Origin of the sequence: Streptomyces sp. NPDC014764 (assembly GCF_043082785.1) — a bacterium.
Lineage (GTDB): Bacteria > Actinomycetota > Actinomycetes > Streptomycetales > Streptomycetaceae > Streptomyces > Streptomyces althioticus.
Genome location: NZ_JBIBXY010000018.1, coordinates 63,642 through 78,319 on the forward strand (window position 1 = coordinate 63,642; position 14,678 = coordinate 78,319).

Here is a 14,678-nt window from a genome sequence, read left to right on the forward strand (position 1 = left end):
GCCAACCGCCAGGTGAGGAGCCCCGAAGTGAGCGAGAGTGCGCCACGTCCCACGCTGGAGGCCGTGGCCGCGCGGGCCGGGGTCTCCCGGGCCACGGTGTCCCGTGTGGTCAACGGCTCCGACGGAGTGCGCGAGCCCTTGGCCGAACGTGTCCGGCGCGCGGTCGACGAACTCGGCTACGTCCCCAACCAGGCCGCCCGCAGTCTCGTCACCCGGCGCCACGACGCGGTCGCCGTCATCGTGGCCGAACCGGAGACCCGTGTCTTCGCCGACCCCTTCTTCGCCCGGCAGCTGCGCGGCATCAGCAAGGAACTCACGGCCCACGACAACCAGCTGGTGCTGCTGCTCACCGAGGACCGTGACGACCACGCGCGCGTCGCCCGCTACCTGGCCGGCGGACACGTCGACGGTGCCCTGGTGTTCTCCCTGCACATCGACGACCCGCTGCCCGGACTGATCCAGCGCGCCGGACTGCCGACGGTGTTCGGAGGCCGTCCGCACTGGAACGGCGGCGAGGACGGCGTCCGCTACGTCGACACCGACAACCGGGGCGGCGCCCGCGACGCCGTACGGCATCTCCTCGGCCTCGGCCGCCGCCGGATCGCGCACATCACCGGCGCCCTCGACCAGACCTCGGCCGTCGACCGGCTCGACGGCTTCCGGGACGTCGTCGCCGACCCCGACCCGGCCCTGGTCGAGGAGGGCGACTTCACCGCCGCCAGCGGCGAGCGGGCGATGCGGGCCCTGCTCGCCCGCCGTCCCGACCTGGACGCGGTGTTCGCCGGCAACGACCTGATGGCGGCGGGCGCCCTGCGAGCCCTGCGCGACCAAGGCCGGCGCGTGCCCGACGACGTCGCCGTGGCCGGCTTCGACGACATGCTGCCCATCGCCGAGCAGACCGAGCCCCCGCTCACCACGGTCCGTCAGGACATCGAGAAGATGGGCCGCCTGATGGCCCGCCTGCTGCTCCGCGACCTGGACCGCGGCACCGCACCCGCCGAGAACGACGGCACCGGGCCGTCCGGGGTGGTGCTGCCGGTCACGCTGGTCCGCAGGAACTCCGCCTGACCTTCCGGCCCCTGCCGGCCGTGGGCCGTCCGGGTGCTGTCCGGGCGATTGTCGGTGGAGGGTGGAAGACTCGGCGGAGCAGGCGACGGGACTCCCCTCAGGAGGCACCATGCTCACCACCCGCTTCGTCGACGGCGCGCCCTGCTGGATCGACGTCACCACGCCCGACCCGGAGGGCGCCGCGTCCTTCTACGGCGCCCTGTTCGGCTGGACGTACCGCTCCGCGGGACCCGAGGGCGGCGGTTACGGCTTCCTCGAGCGGGCGGGCCGGATCGTCGCGGGCTGCGCCCCGCTCACCGGCGGACAGGGCCCGGCCGCCTGGACCGTGTACTTCCGGGCCTCCGACGCCGACGCCGCCGCCGACGCGGTCCGCAAGGCCAGGGGAAGTGTGCCCGCACCGCCGGTCTCCGTGGGGGAGCAGGGCAGGGCGGCGGTCCTCGCCGACCAGATGGGCGCCGCCTTCGGCGTGTGGCAGCCGGGAGAGCGCCAGGGACTGGAGTCGGTCGGCGAGGCGGGCAGCCTCTGCTGGGCCGAGCTGTACACGCCGGACATCGCCCGCGCCGCCGCCTTCTACCGCGCGGTCCTCGGCTGGGAGACGTCCGCGGTGACCTTCCCCGGCGGCGTCTACACGTCCGTCAGCTCGCCGGGGACGGCGGAGGAGGGCGCATTCGGCGGGATGGTGCCGCTCGCCGACGACCCCGTCGAGGCGGAGGAGAGCCGCCCCCACTGGCTGCCGTACATCGGCGCCGAGGACCCGGACGCCGTGGCCGCGCGCGCCGCCGAGCTGGGCGGCCGGGTGCGGATGCCCCCCACCTCGGTCCCGGGCGTGGGCCGGCTGGCCCGCCTGGAGGATCCGTACGGCGCGCGCTTCGCGGTGCTCAGGGGCGACCCGCGCGAGACCTGATTCCCGGCGCGCCGCCGTGCGCGACCGGGCGACCGGACGTCATCATCGTGGCCGCCGCGCGGTTCCGCCGGGGCGGGGCCGCCGCCCCGGGGCCCCGGCGTTGATGCCGCGTTGATCGAACGTTTTTCACGCTCGGGCACGCTTCCGGCCATGCACACCGACACTTTGACGCCGCCCGACCTCTCCTGGCAGGAGGAGGCGCTGTGCGCGCAGACCGGGGGAGACTTCTTCTTCCCCGAGCCCGGCAGCTCGGTCCGTGAGGCCAAGCGCATCTGCGGCCTGTGCCCGATCCGCGCCACCTGCCTGGAGTACGCCCTCACGCACGACATGCGCTTCGGCGTATGGGGCGGCCTGTCGGAGAAGGAACGCCACGCCCTGCGGCGCACCGACTCCCGCTAGAACCGCCCCGGCCAGGGTCAGCCGGCGGCGCGGGCCGCCATCCGGGCCTTGCGGGCGGCGAGCTTCTCGTCGAACTTGCGCGCCTCCGAGTCCAGCCCGCCGAGGAACACACCGAGCTCCTCCTGCGCCTTCAGGCCCTCCGGGCCCAGCCCATCCATCTCCATGATCTTCAGGAAGCGCAGCACGGGCTGCAGCACGTCGTCGTGGTGGATGCGCATGTTGTAGACCTCGCCGATCGCCATCTGGGCGGCGGCGCGCTCGAAGCCGGGGATGCCGTGGCCGGGCATGCGGAAGTTCACCACCACGTCGCGGACGGCCTGCATCGTCAGGTCGGGAGCGAGCTCGAACGCCGCCTTCAGCAGGTTCCGGTAGAACACCATGTGCAGGTTCTCGTCGGTCGCGATGCGGGCCAGCATGCGGTCGCAGACCGGGTCGCCGGACTGGTGGCCGGTGTTGCGGTGCGAGATGCGGGTGGCCAGCTCCTGGAAGGCCACGTAGGCGACCGAGTGCAGCATCGAGTGCCGGTTGTCCGACTCGAAGCCCTCGCTCATGTGCGACATGCGGAACTCTTCGAGCTTGTCCGGGTCCACGGCGCGCGAGGCGAGCAGGTAGTCGCGCATCACGATGCCGTGACGGCCCTCCTCGGCGGTCCAGCGGTGCACCCAGGTGCCCCAGGCGCCGTCGCGGCCGAACAGGGAGGCGATCTCGTGGTGGTAGCTGGGGAGGTTGTCCTCCGTCAGCAGGTTCACCACGAGCGCGATCCGGCCGACCTCGGTGACCTTCGACTGCTCCTTGTCCCAGGCCTCGCCGTCCTCGTAGAAGCCCGGGAAGTTGCGCCCGTCGCTCCACGGCACGTACTCGTGCGGCATCCAGTCCTTGGCGACCTTCAGGTGCCGGTTGAGCTCCTTCTCGACCACTTCCTCCAGCGCGTACAGCAGCCGGGCGTCGGTCCAGACGGAGGGGCTGCCGAGGTGGGCAGGAGTGATCGTCACGGGTGGCTCCAGGGGGACGGGGACATGCGGACGCGCCGGCGAGCGGTGCCGGTCGACCTACGGCATCGTAGGCTACGTACCCGTAGGTTACGAAGCCGTAGGTTAAGAGCACCGTAAAAGGCCGCTGACCAGCGGAACCTTTCACCCCGGAACGGCCGGTCAGGCGTACAGGTCCCGCAGCCGCACCGACAGGCAGGTCACGCAGCCCTCGAGCTTCTCGAACTCGCCGATGTCCACCGGCACCGGCTCGTACCCGAGGTCCGCGAACAGCTCCGCCGTCTTCGGGGCGCTCGCCGCCATCAGGAGCTTGTCGCCCCCCAGGCACACCACGTGCGCCCCGGACGGCTCGGGCACCGGCAGGAACCGCGGGAACAGCGACGGGGCGTCCATGTGCGGAATGTGCCCGACGACCGTCCCGTCGGGCAGCGCGGTGACCGCCGACTTCAGATGCAGCACCTTGGCGACGGGCACGGCGACCACCCGCGCGCCCAACGGCTCGAAAGCGGCCCGCACCTGCTGCACCCCGGCCGCGTTGGTGCGCCCGCCGCGGCCCACGTACACCGTGCCGCCGATCTTCAGGACGTCGCCGCCGTCCAGCGTGCCCGGCTCCCACACCCAGTTCACCGAGCAGCCCAGGGACGCCACGGCCTCCTCGACACCGAGGGTCTCCGCACGCCGCGACTCGGCGCCGGAGCGGGCGATCAGCGCCACGTTGCGGAACATCACCACCGTGTCCTCCACGAACACGGAGTCCGGACAGTCGTCGGCCGGGTCCACCTCGACGGTCTCCCAGCCGTGCGCCCGCAACGCCTCCGTGTACGTCTCCCACTGCCGCACGGCGAGGTCGACGTCCACCTCCTCCCGCTCGGCATGGGTCACCAGCCCTTCGGCGAGGCTGGGCGCGGGACGGCGGACGAGGGCCTTCTTGCTGGGCACGGGTTCGCCTTTCGGATCGGACGTGCTGGTTCTCGGGGCGTCCGGGCCCTGGCGGGACCGGCGGGCCACGGGCCCCGGCCCCGCCATCATGCAGTCCGCCGCCCGGCGGGACCACCCCGGGCCCCGATGAGATGTACCACGGGTAACCCGGTTCAGCCCACGGCCCGCCGCAGATGCTCCCCGGTGTACGACCCCGGTGCCCGCAGCAGCTCGGCCGGCGTGCCCTCGAACACCACCCGGCCGCCGTCGCGTCCGCCGCCCGGACCCAGGTCGACCACGTGGTCCGCGTGCGCCACCACCTGGAGGCTGTGCTCGACCACGATCACCGTGTTGCCCCCGTCCACCAGCCGGTCCAGCAGGCCGAGCAGCCCGTCCACGTCCGCCATGTGCAGTCCGGTCGTCGGCTCGTCCAGCACGAACACCGCGCCGTCCCGGTGCAGCCGGGTGGCCAGCTTCAGCCGCTGCCGCTCGCCGCCGGACAGGGTGGACAGCGGCTGGCCCAGCGTGAGGTAGGTCAGCCCGACGTCCCGCAGCGCGCGCAGCCGTCGCCGTGCGCCCTCGTCGTGGAAGAAGTCCAGGGCCTCGCCGGCGGTCATCTCCAGCACGTCGGCGACGGACCGCCCGCCGACGGTCAGCCGCAGCACCTCCTCGCCGAACCGCCGTCCCTCGCAGTCCGGGCAGGTGGTGGTCACCGGGTCCATGAACGCCAGGTCGGTGTACAGGATCCCCCGACCGCCGCAGGTCCGGCAGGCGCCGGTGGAGTTGAAGCTGAACAGCCCCGGTTCCGCACCCGTCCCCCGCGCGAAGATCTTCCGCACGATGTCCATGAACCCCAGATAGGTGGCCGGAGTGGACCGTCCGGAGATGCCGACGGACGACTGGTCGACCACCACGGCCTCGGGGTGCGCGTCGGTGAACTCGGCGACCAGGGTGCTCTTCCCCGACCCCGCCACTCCGGTCACCGTGGTCAGTACCCCGGCCGGGAAGCACACGGTGACGTCCCGCAGATTGTGCCGGTCCGCTCCCTTCACCCACAGCTCGCCGGACGGCGTGCGCACCTGGGTCCTCACCTCCGTACGCCGCCCGAGGCAGCGTCCCGTGAGGGTGCCGGAGGCGGCCAGCTCCGCCGGCGTCCCCTCGAAGACGACCCTGCCGCCCTCGCTGCCCCCGCCCGGGCCCATGTCGACCACGTGGTCGGCCAGCGCCATGACGTCCGGGTCGTGCTCGACGACCAGCACGGTGTTGCCCTTGTCCCGCAGGCGCAGCAGCAGTTCGCCCAGCCGGTGCACGTCCCGCGGGTGCAGCCCGACGCTCGGCTCGTCGAAGACGTACGTCATCCCGGACAGGCTGGAGCCGAGGTGCCGTACGGTCTTCAGCCGCTGGCCCTCGCCGCCTGACAGCGTCGCCGTCTCCCGGTCGAGCGAGAGGTAGCCGAGGCCGATGCGGTCGATCCGCTCCAGCGCGGCGACGGCGGCCGCGGCGACCGGGCCCGCCACCGGGTCGTCGATCTCCCGCAGCACCGGGATCAGGTCGCACACCTGCATCGCCGAGAGCTCGGCGATGTTCCGGCCGCCGATCCGGGAGGCCAGGGCAGCCCGGTTGAGCCGGGCGCCGCCGCAGTCGGGACAGACGCCCTCGGTGAGGAACTCCCGTACCAGGTCGCGGGTCTTCTGGCTCATCCCCTCCAGGTCCCGCTTCAGGTACAGCCGTTCGAAGCGGTCGGCCAGCCCTTCGTACTCGGTGGTCCACGTGCCGCCCGTGCCCTGCACGGTGACCTTGCTGCCGGGCCGCCCCCGCATCAGGAACTCCCGCTCGGCGGCTGTGAACTCACGCACCGGCTGGAGCGGGTCCAGGTCCTCGCTGTTGGTGTACGCCTGTCCCTGCCAGGTGCCCGGCGCGAACGGCGGGAACCGGACCGCCCCCTCGGCGAGGGAGCGGTCCGGGTCGAGGATGCGGTCCCAGTCCGGCCGCACGGTCCGGCCCAGACCGTCGCAGCCGGGACACATGCCCGACGGGTCGTTGAACGAGTACGCGGTCGCCGGGCCCGCACTCGGGGTGCCGTGCCGGGAGAACAGCACCCGCAGCACCGAGTGCACGTCCGTCATCGTGCCCACCGTCGACCGGGAGTGGCCGCCGACCGGCCGCTGGTCGACGATGATCACCGGCGTCAGGTTCTCCAGCGCCCGTGCGTGCGGCCGCTCGTACTTGGGCAGCCGGTTGCGCACGAACCAGGTGTACGTCTCGTTCAGCTGCCGCTGCGACTCGACCGCGATCGTGTCGAAGACGACCGACGACTTCCCCGACCCCGAGACGCCGGTGAACACGGTCAGCCGGCCCTTCGGGATGCGGAGCGAGACGTCCCTGAGGTTGTTCTCGGTGGCCCCGGTGATGGAGATGAAGCTGTCCTGCTGGGTCATGCCCTCGACGCTAGGCGGAATACCCGACAGCTTCTGGCGTGATTTCCTTCAGCTCTCCTCCCTCCATCATCAGCCAGCGCGTGATGCCGATCGACTCCAGGAACGGCAGGTCGTGACTGGCCACGACCAGCGCCCCCTCGAACGACTCCAGCGCCGTGGTGAGCTGCCGGACGCTCGCGATGTCCAGGTTGTTCGTCGGCTCGTCCAGCATCAGCAGCTGCGGCGCGGGCTCCGCCAGCATCAGCGCCGCCAGGGTCGCCCGGAACCGCTCGCCGCCGGACAGGGTCGACGCCTGCTGGTCGGCGCGGGCGCCCCGGAACAGGAAGCGGGCGAGCCGCGCCCGGATCCGGTTGTTGGTGGCGCCCGGCGCGAACCGCGCCACGTTCTCCGCCACCGTCAGCTCCGGGTCCAGGACGTCGAGCCGCTGCGGCAGGAACCGCAGCGGGACGTGCGCCGTCGCCTCGCCCGACTCCGGGGCCAGCTCCCCGGCGATCGTGCGCAGCAGCGTCGTCTTCCCGGCGCCGTTGCGTCCGATCAGCGCCACCCGCTCCGGGCCCCGCAGGTCGAGCCCCTTCACCCGGGCGCCGTAGACCGGCTCCAGATCCATTACCGTGAGGACCTGGCGCCCCGGCGGCACGGCGGTGAACGGCAGGTCGACGCGGATCTCGTCGTCGTCCCGCACCGCATCCACCGCGTCGTCGAGCCGCTCCTTGGCCTCGGCGAGCTTCTCCTCGTGCATGATGCGGTGCTTGCCGGCCGCGACCTGAGCCTGGCGCTTGCGTTCGCCCATGACGACCTTGGGCTCGCGTTTGTTGTCCCACATCTTCTGGCCGTAGCGCTTGCGGCGGGCCAGCTTGACCTGCGCGTCGGCCAGTTCGCGCTTCTGCTTGCGCAGATCGGCCTCGGCGACGCGCACCATGCGCTCCGCGGCCTCCTGCTCCACGGCCAACGCCTCCTCGTACGCGGTGTAGTTGCCGCCGTACCAGGTGATCCCGCCCGCGCGCAGGTCCGCGATCTGGTCGACCAGGTCGAGCAGTTCCCGGTCGTGGCTCACCACGACGAGGACGCCCTGCCAGCTCTTGACGGCCGCGTACAGCCGTCTGCGGGCGTACAGGTCGAGGTTGTTGGTGGGTTCGTCGAGCAGCAGCACGTCGGGCCGGCTGAGCAGCAGCGCGGCCAGCCGCAGCATGACCGACTCGCCGCCGGACACCTCGCCGACGGTGCGGTCCAGGCCGATGTGGCCGAGACCCAGCTCGCCGAGCGTGGCCACGGCGCGCTCCTCGACGTCCCAGTCGTCGCCGACGGTCTCGAAGTGCTCCTCCGCCACGTCGCCCGCCTCGATGGCGTGCAGCGCTGCCCGCTTCGCGGCGATGCCGAGGGCCTCGTCGACCCGCAGCGAGGTGTCCAGCGTCACGGTCTGCGGCAGCCGGCCCACCTCGCCGGACACCTTGACGGAGCCTTCCGTGGGGGTGAGCTCCCCGGCGATCAGCTTGAGCAGCGTCGACTTGCCCGAACCGTTGAGTCCGACCAGGCCGGTGCGGCCCGGGCCGAAGGCCGCGTCGAGTTCTTCGAAGACGACGGTGCCGTCGGGCCAGGTGAAGGAGAGGGAGTGACAGGTGAGAGAAGCTGACATGCGGGCCTCCGCGGTTGCACGGTTCGATCAGGGGCACACGCGTATCGAGACACCGCGGGACGACGACCGGCAGCCGGGGAGGAATCCGTGGCATGAGAAAAGCCCCGTTGCGGAGGGACCGCAAGGACGGCTCGAACGCCGAGGTCGCACGCAGCGCACACACCTGACCGGTGTGAGGCGGTGTCTCAGAACCTCAGACGAGCAACGTCCTTCTCCTATCGGCGGCAACAGAACCGCTGACGACTTTACGCGCGGCCCCACGGGCCGGCAACGCGATTTTTGGACATCGTGGACCCCGTGTCCCCGCACCGAGGAGGCCTCGTGCCCAACGGCCCGCTCTCCCTGCCGGCCCGCCTGTGCCTGCTGGCCTGGGACCTCGACCCCACCCGGGCCGCCCCCGTGGTTCGGGCCGGCGCCCTGGCCGATCTTGCGCGGCGCGGCCTGCTGGTCGACGACGACGGCATCGCGACCCCGCGCGACCTGGACTCCCGCACCGGCGACCCGTCCCTCGACGGGCTCCTCGAACTGGTCAGCGAGTCCTTCCCGCACGACTGGCGCACCTGGGTGACGCTGCACGCCCGGCACACCCTGGACGCGGTCCGCGAGCACCTGGTCGCCGAGGGCGTGCTGCGGGCCGAGAAGCACCGGGTGCTCGGCGTGTTCCCGTCCGTGGACCACGTCCTCGCCGACAGGGCCCGCGCGGACGCCCTGCGGACGGAGGCCCGCCAGGTCCTCTCCGGTGCCACGGCTCCCGCAGAGGTCTCCGCCACCACCGCGACGACCCTCGCCCTCGCCATGGCGGCCGACCTCCCCCTCCCGGCCCCGGGCACAGCGCCGGCCGTGCCGGCGGACCCGGGCTTCACCGCGATCCTCCACGAACTGGAGCGGGGCCTGCGCGACGCGGCTCCGGCGGCTTCGCTGCCGAAGGGCCCCTGAGGCACGACGGCCCGAGAACGACGAACGGCGGACGGCCAGGACCCCGCGTCACCCGGGGTCCTGGCCGTCCGCCGTGAGCTCACGCGTCCCGCATCAGTTCCGCGAGGTCGTGGTCGAGGTCGAGGTGGAGGTGTTCGAGGCCGGTGGGGACGAGTTCGCTCGTCGCCTCCAGGAAGCGGCGCAGTTCGCCGGAACGGACGTGGATGACGGCCGTGCCCTCCGGGGCGTGGAACTCCATCACCGTGCGGTCGTATCCGTACGGGCGCACCCGGACGTCGCCGTCGCCCTCCGGGGCCTCCATGCCCGCCGCGAGCAGGTCACGGGCGAACGTCCAGCACACGTCGACGCCTTCGAGCGTGGCGGGCGCGGGGAAGGTCATGCGGACGGCGAACGGGTCGGCGCCGTCGTAGTGGAGCGTGGCGGGGATGTTGGGCATCCGCGGCGCTGCTGCGACCAGGCGGGCCTCTACGGACTGCTCGATGACGGTGGACAACGCCTTGCTCCCTCGTGACGGCTGGGCTGGCTTCCGGGCGGTTCGTGTCTGTCGGCTACTTGAGGAGACGCTGGAATCGGCCATTCCGTGCGCATGGAGTGCGAGTGACCTCTGTCACCGCCTTCATGCACCCGAGTGACACGTCTCTCCTGCCGTGCCGCGCGGGCCACTTGGAGCGGCCGCCGCCGGAGGGCGCTCTGGACGCCGTCCCGCCGGTGGGCTAGCTTCGCCCGCCATGGGGCGCTGGGGAAGTACGCGACGGCCGGTGACGACGGGACGCACGGGACGGCGCCTCCGCCGGGCGACGGCGGCGGCCGCCTGCGCGGCGGCACTCGCCGCGCTCACCGTCGTACCCGCCCAGGCACAGGGCCCGGCGCACCAGGGGCGCGCACCGCACTGGTCGTTGAAGGACACCGGAGCCCCCGACGTGCGGTTCCGCGGTCTGGCCGCCGTCAGCCGCGACACCGCGTGGGTGGCCGGAACCCTCGGCACCGTACTGCGCACCACCGACGGCGGACGGACCTGGCGGGACGTCTCGCCGCCCGGCGCGGGGGAGTTGCAGTTCCGGGACGTCGAGGCGTTCGACGCGCGCCGGGCCGTGGTGCTGGCGATCGGGGAGGGCGAGGACTCGCGCGTCTACCGCACCGACGACGGCGGAACCACCTGGACCGAGACCTTCCGCAACCCGGATCCCCGCGCCTTCTACGACTGCGTCACCTTCTTCGACCACCGTCACGGTCTCGCCATGAGCGACCCCGTGGACGGGAAGTTCCGCATCCTGTCGACCCGCGACGGCGGCCGTTCCTGGACCGTGCTCCCGGACACCGGCATGCCGCCGGCGCTGGAGGGCGAGGCCGGGTTCGCCGCGAGCGGCCAGTGCCTGGTGTCGTCCGGGCCGAAGGACGTGTGGCTGGCCACCGGGGGAGCGGACCGCGCCCGCGTGCTGCACTCCGCCGACCGCGGCCGCACCTGGACGGCCACCGACACCCCGGTCCCCGCCGGCGACCCGGCGCGCGGCGTCTTCGCCCTCGCCTTCCGCGACCGCCACCACGGTCTCGCCGTCGGCGGCGACTTCAACCCCGGCCTGCCGTCGCCCGACGCCGCCGCGCGCACCACGGACGGCGGCCGCGGGTGGCGCCCGGCGGCGGGGCCCCCGCCGGCCTACCGTTCCGGCGTCGCCTGGCTCCCGCACAGCCGCACCGCCGCCCTCGCCGTCGGCCCCACCGGCACCGATCTGACCACCGACGGCGGCCGCACCTGGCGCACCGTCGACACCGGCTCGTACGACACCGTCGACTGCACGCCCGGCCGGAGCTGCTGGGCGGCGGGGGAGAAGGGCAGGGTCGCCCGGCTGGAGCAGTGACCCGGGCGGGGGCACTGCATTCCGCAGTCCGGGGTACCCGACCGCTGTACGCGACCGAGCGCTCGCCGAGCGCGAGAGAAAGTGAGCGGACATGCCCAGCGGTTCCAGCCCCAAGCGGGAGCGTCAGTACGAGCACATCAAGGAGAGCGCGAAGGACCGGGGCGAGAGCACCGGGCGCGCCAAGGAGATCGCCGCCCGGACGGTGAACAAGGAACGCGCCCGGTCCGGCGAGTCGAAGACCGCGAGCCGGACGTCGACGCAGGACATGTCCTCCGGCAAGCGCGGCGGCCAGCGGTCCGGCAAGGGCCCCCAGGGCCCGACCCGCGACCAGCTCTACGAAGAGGCCAAGAAGCGGAACATCGAGGGCCGTTCGAGCATGAACAAGGGCCAGCTGCAGCGGGCGCTCGGCAAGTGAGCCCCGTGCCTCCGCGCGGGGCCGCGGCCGGGAGGCCGGCCCTCTCCGCGCGGAGCGCCCCGCCCCGTAGGCTCGGGGCACCATGACGACGGTACGCACACCGGCCGGCTGGCCGGCCACCGAGGAAGAGGCCCGCGCGGTCCAGGACGAGCTGCGCACGAAGGTGGTGCTCGGCGAACCGGGCCCGCCGCCCGGCACCGGCCACGTGACCGGCGTCGACGTCGCCTACGACGACGAGCGGGACGCGGTCGCCGCCGCGGCCGTCGTACTGGACGCGGCCACCCTGGACGTCGTCGCCGAGTCCACGGCCGTCGGCCGGATCTCCTTCCCGTACGTGCCCGGACTGCTGGCCTTCCGCGAGATCCCCGCGGTGCTGGCAGCCCTGGAGGCGCTGCCCTGCGCGCCCGGCCTGGTGGTCTGCGACGGCTACGGCCTCGCCCACCCGCGCCGCTTCGGCCTCGCCGTCCACCTCGGCGTCCTCACCGGACTCCCGACGATCGGTGTGGCCAAGAACCCCTTCACCTTCACCTACGACGAGCCCGCCGCCCCGCGCGGCAGCTCCTCGCCGCTGCTCGCCGGCGCCGAGGAAGTGGGCCGCGCCCTGCGCACCCGGGACGGCGTCAAGCCGGTGTTCGTGTCGGTGGGCCACCGGGTCAGCCTGGACAACGCCTGCGCCCACACGCTCGCCCTGGCCCCCGCCTACCGCCTCCCCGAGACCACCCGCAGGGCGGACGCCCTGTGCCGCCGCGCCCTCCGCGAGGCAGCACCCGCACTCACGGCGGACTGAGTACGCGTACGGATGCCCGAACGCCCGTCCGACGGCAGGGTGTTCGCCATGCCGACACACCACTCCACCCGCGCCCCCGCCCGCCCCACCGGCCGAGCCGTCACACTCGGCCTCACCCTCGGGGTCCTGGCGGGCGCGGGGTGGCTCGCGGGGATGGTCTACACGCTGATCACCTGGCGGCTCTGACCGGGCGTGCGCCGCGCGGGTGCCCGCGCCGTGGCGCGACGCCCGCACAACCAGCCTCGACGCGCCGCTTCGGCCGTCGAGCGCGCTGCCGAGGGGCGGGCGGGTGCTCCGCCGGGTACCGCACCCCGGCTCCGGCGGAGCGCCCGCCCGCCCGCCGCCTGACCGGCCCGCCCGTTGTGTGACCCGCTCGCACGCCCTCGGCCGGCCCGACGGCCGCAGCCGCCGCATACAGCCGCGTACACCTGCGGAGTGTCACCCCGCCTGCGCGATCCGCCCGCGGCCCTGAGCCGGGCGGTCGGTCCGAGCCGCCCGCAGCCCTGAACCGACCCGCCGGCCGCGACACCTCACGCCCACCTCCCGCAGGCCGCGCCCCGGCGAGGGCGCGTCCGCCGCGAAACACTCCTCACCGCACCGCCGCCACCCGGAACCGGATCCCCGCCTTCTGGAGGCGGTCGATCAGGGCGTCGCCCATCGCCGCCGCCGTCGTGACCTGGCCCGACGTCGGGGGCAGGTCGTCGAGGGCCAGGCTCAGCGCGCTCTCGGCGAGCATCTTCGCCGTCTCGTCGTAGCCGGGGTCGCCGCCCGAGACCTCCGTGCAGACCCGGCGGCCGCCGCCCTCGCCGACGAAGCGGACCGTGAACCAGCTGCGCGCCCGCTTCTCGGGGCTCGGTCCCTCGCCGGGCTCGAGGCGGGCGGACAGGGCGCGGCGCAGCGGCGGGACCTGGGCCGCAGCGACCAGCGCGCCGACCGCGGCCACCCCGCCGAGGGCCATCGGCAAGCTGCGCACCGCGGCGTAGTGGCGGTAGCGGAAGTCCGGGCCGTAGCGGGGCAGCGCCTTCGCCGAGCGGCGCACGATCCGGCCGTCGATCGTCGGCAGGGGCAGCGCCCAGGCGTCCACCTCCGGCGCGTAACGCGGGGCGCCCGTCGGGGCGGAGGCGCGGCGGCCCACCAGCCGGGGCTCGTGGCGCCGGCGGTCCCGTGCGGCGGCCCGCAGCGCGCCCGGCCGGCCGAACTGGTTCAGCGCCGAGGCGAAGGTGCCGCCCGAGAAGGCCGCGTCGGCGGTGACGTACCCGTCGACCGTCAACGGCACGTCCTCCGGCAGCTGCCGCACCGTGAAGTACGCGCCCAGGTCGTGCGGCACCGAGTCGAAGCCGCAGGCGTGCACCAGCCGCGCCCCCGTCTCCCGCGCGCGGGCGTCATGACGGACGTACATCAGGTCCACGAACTCCGGCTCACCGGTCAGGTCGGCGTAGTCCGTGCCGGTGTCCGCGCAGGCGGCGACGAGTTCCTCGCCGTACTCCACGTAAGGGCCCACCGTGGTGGCGACCACCCGCGCCTGTTCGGCGAGGGCGCGCAGCGTGGCCGGCTCGGACACGTCCGCCCGCAGCGCACCCACCTTCTCGCCGTCGGGCAGCCGCTCGCGCAGTTGCTCAAGTTTCCGCTCGCTGCGGCCCGCGACCGCCCAGCGCAGTCCCTCCGGCGCGTGGGCGGCCAGGTACTCCGCGGTCAGCGTCCCGGCGAAACCGGTCGCTCCGAAGAGCACGATGTCGTACGGACGGTCCGTCCTGCTCAGCCTGCTCATGACACCCCTTGGTCGTGCAGCCGCGCCGCTGTCGGTGGCCGAGGCTAGCGTGAGGGGTGCGGAGCCCGACGACGAGCCCGGAGGTAAGCGATGGCCGTGCCACGGAACGCCCTGCGGAAGTGGGAGAAAGTGCGCGAGTGGGCCCTGAGCCTGCCGGGCGCGGTCGAGGAGCATCCATGGGGCGACACGGTCGCCAAGGTCGACCGGAAGGTGTTCGTCTTCCTCGGCGCCGCCGACGGGAGTCACCCGCTCGGGGTCACCGTGAAGCTGACGGACGAGACGGCGCACGCCCACGCGCTCGCCTGCCCGGGTGCCGAGCCCGCCGGGTACGGCCTCGGCAAGGCCGGCTGGGTGCGGGTCCCGCTGGAACCCGCGGGCGCCCCGGCGGCGGAGCTGCTCCGCGACTGGGTCGAGGAGAGCTACCGCACGGTCGCCGCCAGACGCCGGGCGGCCGAGCTGGACGCGCGGGCGGCCGAGCGGGCGGCCCGCTGAGACGGCCCGACCGCGGCCGTGACCGGCCCGCGGGAGGCCGCGCCCGGCGAGCAGCGGGGCGCCCGGGCGGCGGAG

At 73.7% G+C, this 14,678-nt stretch carries 15 protein-coding genes; 9 read left to right on the forward strand and 6 right to left on the reverse strand.

Annotation, left to right across the window (positions count from 1 at the left end; all coding sequences use genetic code 11):
- Nucleotides 1–27: 27 nt before the first annotated feature.
- From ACF1AG_RS29335 to ACF1AG_RS29345, 3 genes are all read left to right on the forward strand, one after another.
- On the forward strand, nt 28–1,068 hold the full coding sequence (locus ACF1AG_RS29335; protein WP_387797483.1) for a LacI family DNA-binding transcriptional regulator: 1,041 nt from the start codon (nt 28–30) through the stop codon (nt 1,066–1,068).
- A 109-nt stretch (nt 1,069–1,177) separates the two neighbouring features.
- A complete protein-coding gene (locus ACF1AG_RS29340; RefSeq protein WP_387797484.1) occupies nt 1,178–1,972 on the forward strand; it encodes a VOC family protein in 795 nt (264 codons plus the stop codon).
- A gap of 150 nt (nt 1,973–2,122) precedes the next feature.
- A complete protein-coding gene (locus tag ACF1AG_RS29345) occupies nt 2,123–2,371 on the forward strand; it encodes a WhiB family transcriptional regulator (protein ID WP_048460172.1) in 249 nt (82 codons plus the stop codon).
- Nucleotides 2,372–2,388: 17 nt separating this feature from the next.
- Here the strand turns inward: ACF1AG_RS29345 and ACF1AG_RS29350 are convergent, their stop codons facing one another.
- The 4 genes from ACF1AG_RS29350 to ACF1AG_RS29365 all read right to left on the reverse strand — a co-directional run bounded on the left by ACF1AG_RS29350 (nt 2,389) and on the right by ACF1AG_RS29365 (nt 8,349).
- A complete protein-coding gene (locus ACF1AG_RS29350) occupies nt 2,389–3,363 on the reverse strand; it encodes an acyl-ACP desaturase (RefSeq protein ID WP_391810655.1) in 975 nt (324 codons plus the stop codon).
- A 159-nt stretch (nt 3,364–3,522) separates the two neighbouring features.
- The gene (gene ddaH / locus ACF1AG_RS29355) at nt 3,523–4,299 is read right to left on the reverse strand and encodes a dimethylargininase (RefSeq protein WP_391810656.1); all 777 of its coding nucleotides are present in this window, start codon (nt 4,297–4,299) and stop codon (nt 3,523–3,525) included.
- Between the two features lie 152 nt (nt 4,300–4,451).
- A complete protein-coding gene (locus ACF1AG_RS29360) occupies nt 4,452–6,716 on the reverse strand; it encodes an ATP-binding cassette domain-containing protein (RefSeq protein WP_391810657.1) in 2,265 nt (754 codons plus the stop codon).
- Nucleotides 6,717–6,726: 10 nt separating this feature from the next.
- Entirely contained in the window at nt 6,727–8,349 is a 1,623-nt protein-coding gene (locus ACF1AG_RS29365; protein WP_359606634.1) for an ABC-F family ATP-binding cassette domain-containing protein, read from the reverse strand.
- A gap of 321 nt (nt 8,350–8,670) precedes the next feature.
- On the opposite strand from ACF1AG_RS29365, the gene ACF1AG_RS29370 reads away from it, so the two are divergent.
- Nucleotides 8,671–9,285: a GPP34 family phosphoprotein gene (locus ACF1AG_RS29370; RefSeq protein WP_359606636.1), complete on the forward strand. Its 615-nt coding sequence runs from the start codon at nt 8,671–8,673 to the stop codon at nt 9,283–9,285.
- Between the two features lie 79 nt (nt 9,286–9,364).
- Here ACF1AG_RS29370 and ACF1AG_RS29375 read toward each other — a convergent pair whose 3' ends face one another.
- On the reverse strand, nt 9,365–9,778 hold the full coding sequence (locus ACF1AG_RS29375; RefSeq protein ID WP_359608030.1) for an SsgA family sporulation/cell division regulator: 414 nt from the start codon (nt 9,776–9,778) through the stop codon (nt 9,365–9,367).
- Nucleotides 9,779–10,043: 265 nt separating this feature from the next.
- Between ACF1AG_RS29375 and ACF1AG_RS29380 the strand changes: the two genes are divergently transcribed.
- The 4 genes from ACF1AG_RS29380 (at nt 10,044) to mmpA (ending at nt 12,529) form a co-directional block, all read left to right on the forward strand.
- The gene (locus ACF1AG_RS29380) at nt 10,044–11,141 is read left to right on the forward strand and encodes a WD40/YVTN/BNR-like repeat-containing protein (RefSeq protein ID WP_391810658.1); all 1,098 of its coding nucleotides are present in this window, start codon (nt 10,044–10,046) and stop codon (nt 11,139–11,141) included.
- Nucleotides 11,142–11,232: 91 nt separating this feature from the next.
- Nucleotides 11,233–11,556, forward strand: a complete 324-nt coding sequence (locus ACF1AG_RS29385; RefSeq protein ID WP_359608026.1) for a plasmid stabilization protein — start codon at nt 11,233–11,235, stop codon at nt 11,554–11,556.
- An 82-nt stretch (nt 11,557–11,638) separates the two neighbouring features.
- A complete protein-coding gene (locus ACF1AG_RS29390) occupies nt 11,639–12,343 on the forward strand; it encodes an endonuclease V (protein WP_359608024.1) in 705 nt (234 codons plus the stop codon).
- Nucleotides 12,344–12,391: 48 nt separating this feature from the next.
- Nucleotides 12,392–12,529: a morphogenic membrane protein MmpA gene (gene mmpA, locus ACF1AG_RS29395; RefSeq protein WP_387797493.1), complete on the forward strand. Its 138-nt coding sequence runs from the start codon at nt 12,392–12,394 to the stop codon at nt 12,527–12,529.
- Nucleotides 12,530–12,932: 403 nt separating this feature from the next.
- On the opposite strand, the gene ACF1AG_RS29400 is transcribed toward mmpA, so the two are convergent.
- Nucleotides 12,933–14,111, reverse strand: a complete 1,179-nt coding sequence (locus ACF1AG_RS29400; RefSeq protein WP_359607647.1) for a saccharopine dehydrogenase NADP-binding domain-containing protein — start codon at nt 14,109–14,111, stop codon at nt 12,933–12,935.
- A 90-nt stretch (nt 14,112–14,201) separates the two neighbouring features.
- On the opposite strand from ACF1AG_RS29400, the gene ACF1AG_RS29405 reads away from it, so the two are divergent.
- A complete protein-coding gene (locus ACF1AG_RS29405) occupies nt 14,202–14,603 on the forward strand; it encodes an MmcQ/YjbR family DNA-binding protein (RefSeq protein ID WP_359607645.1) in 402 nt (133 codons plus the stop codon).
- The last annotated feature ends 75 nt before the right edge of the window (nt 14,604–14,678 follow it).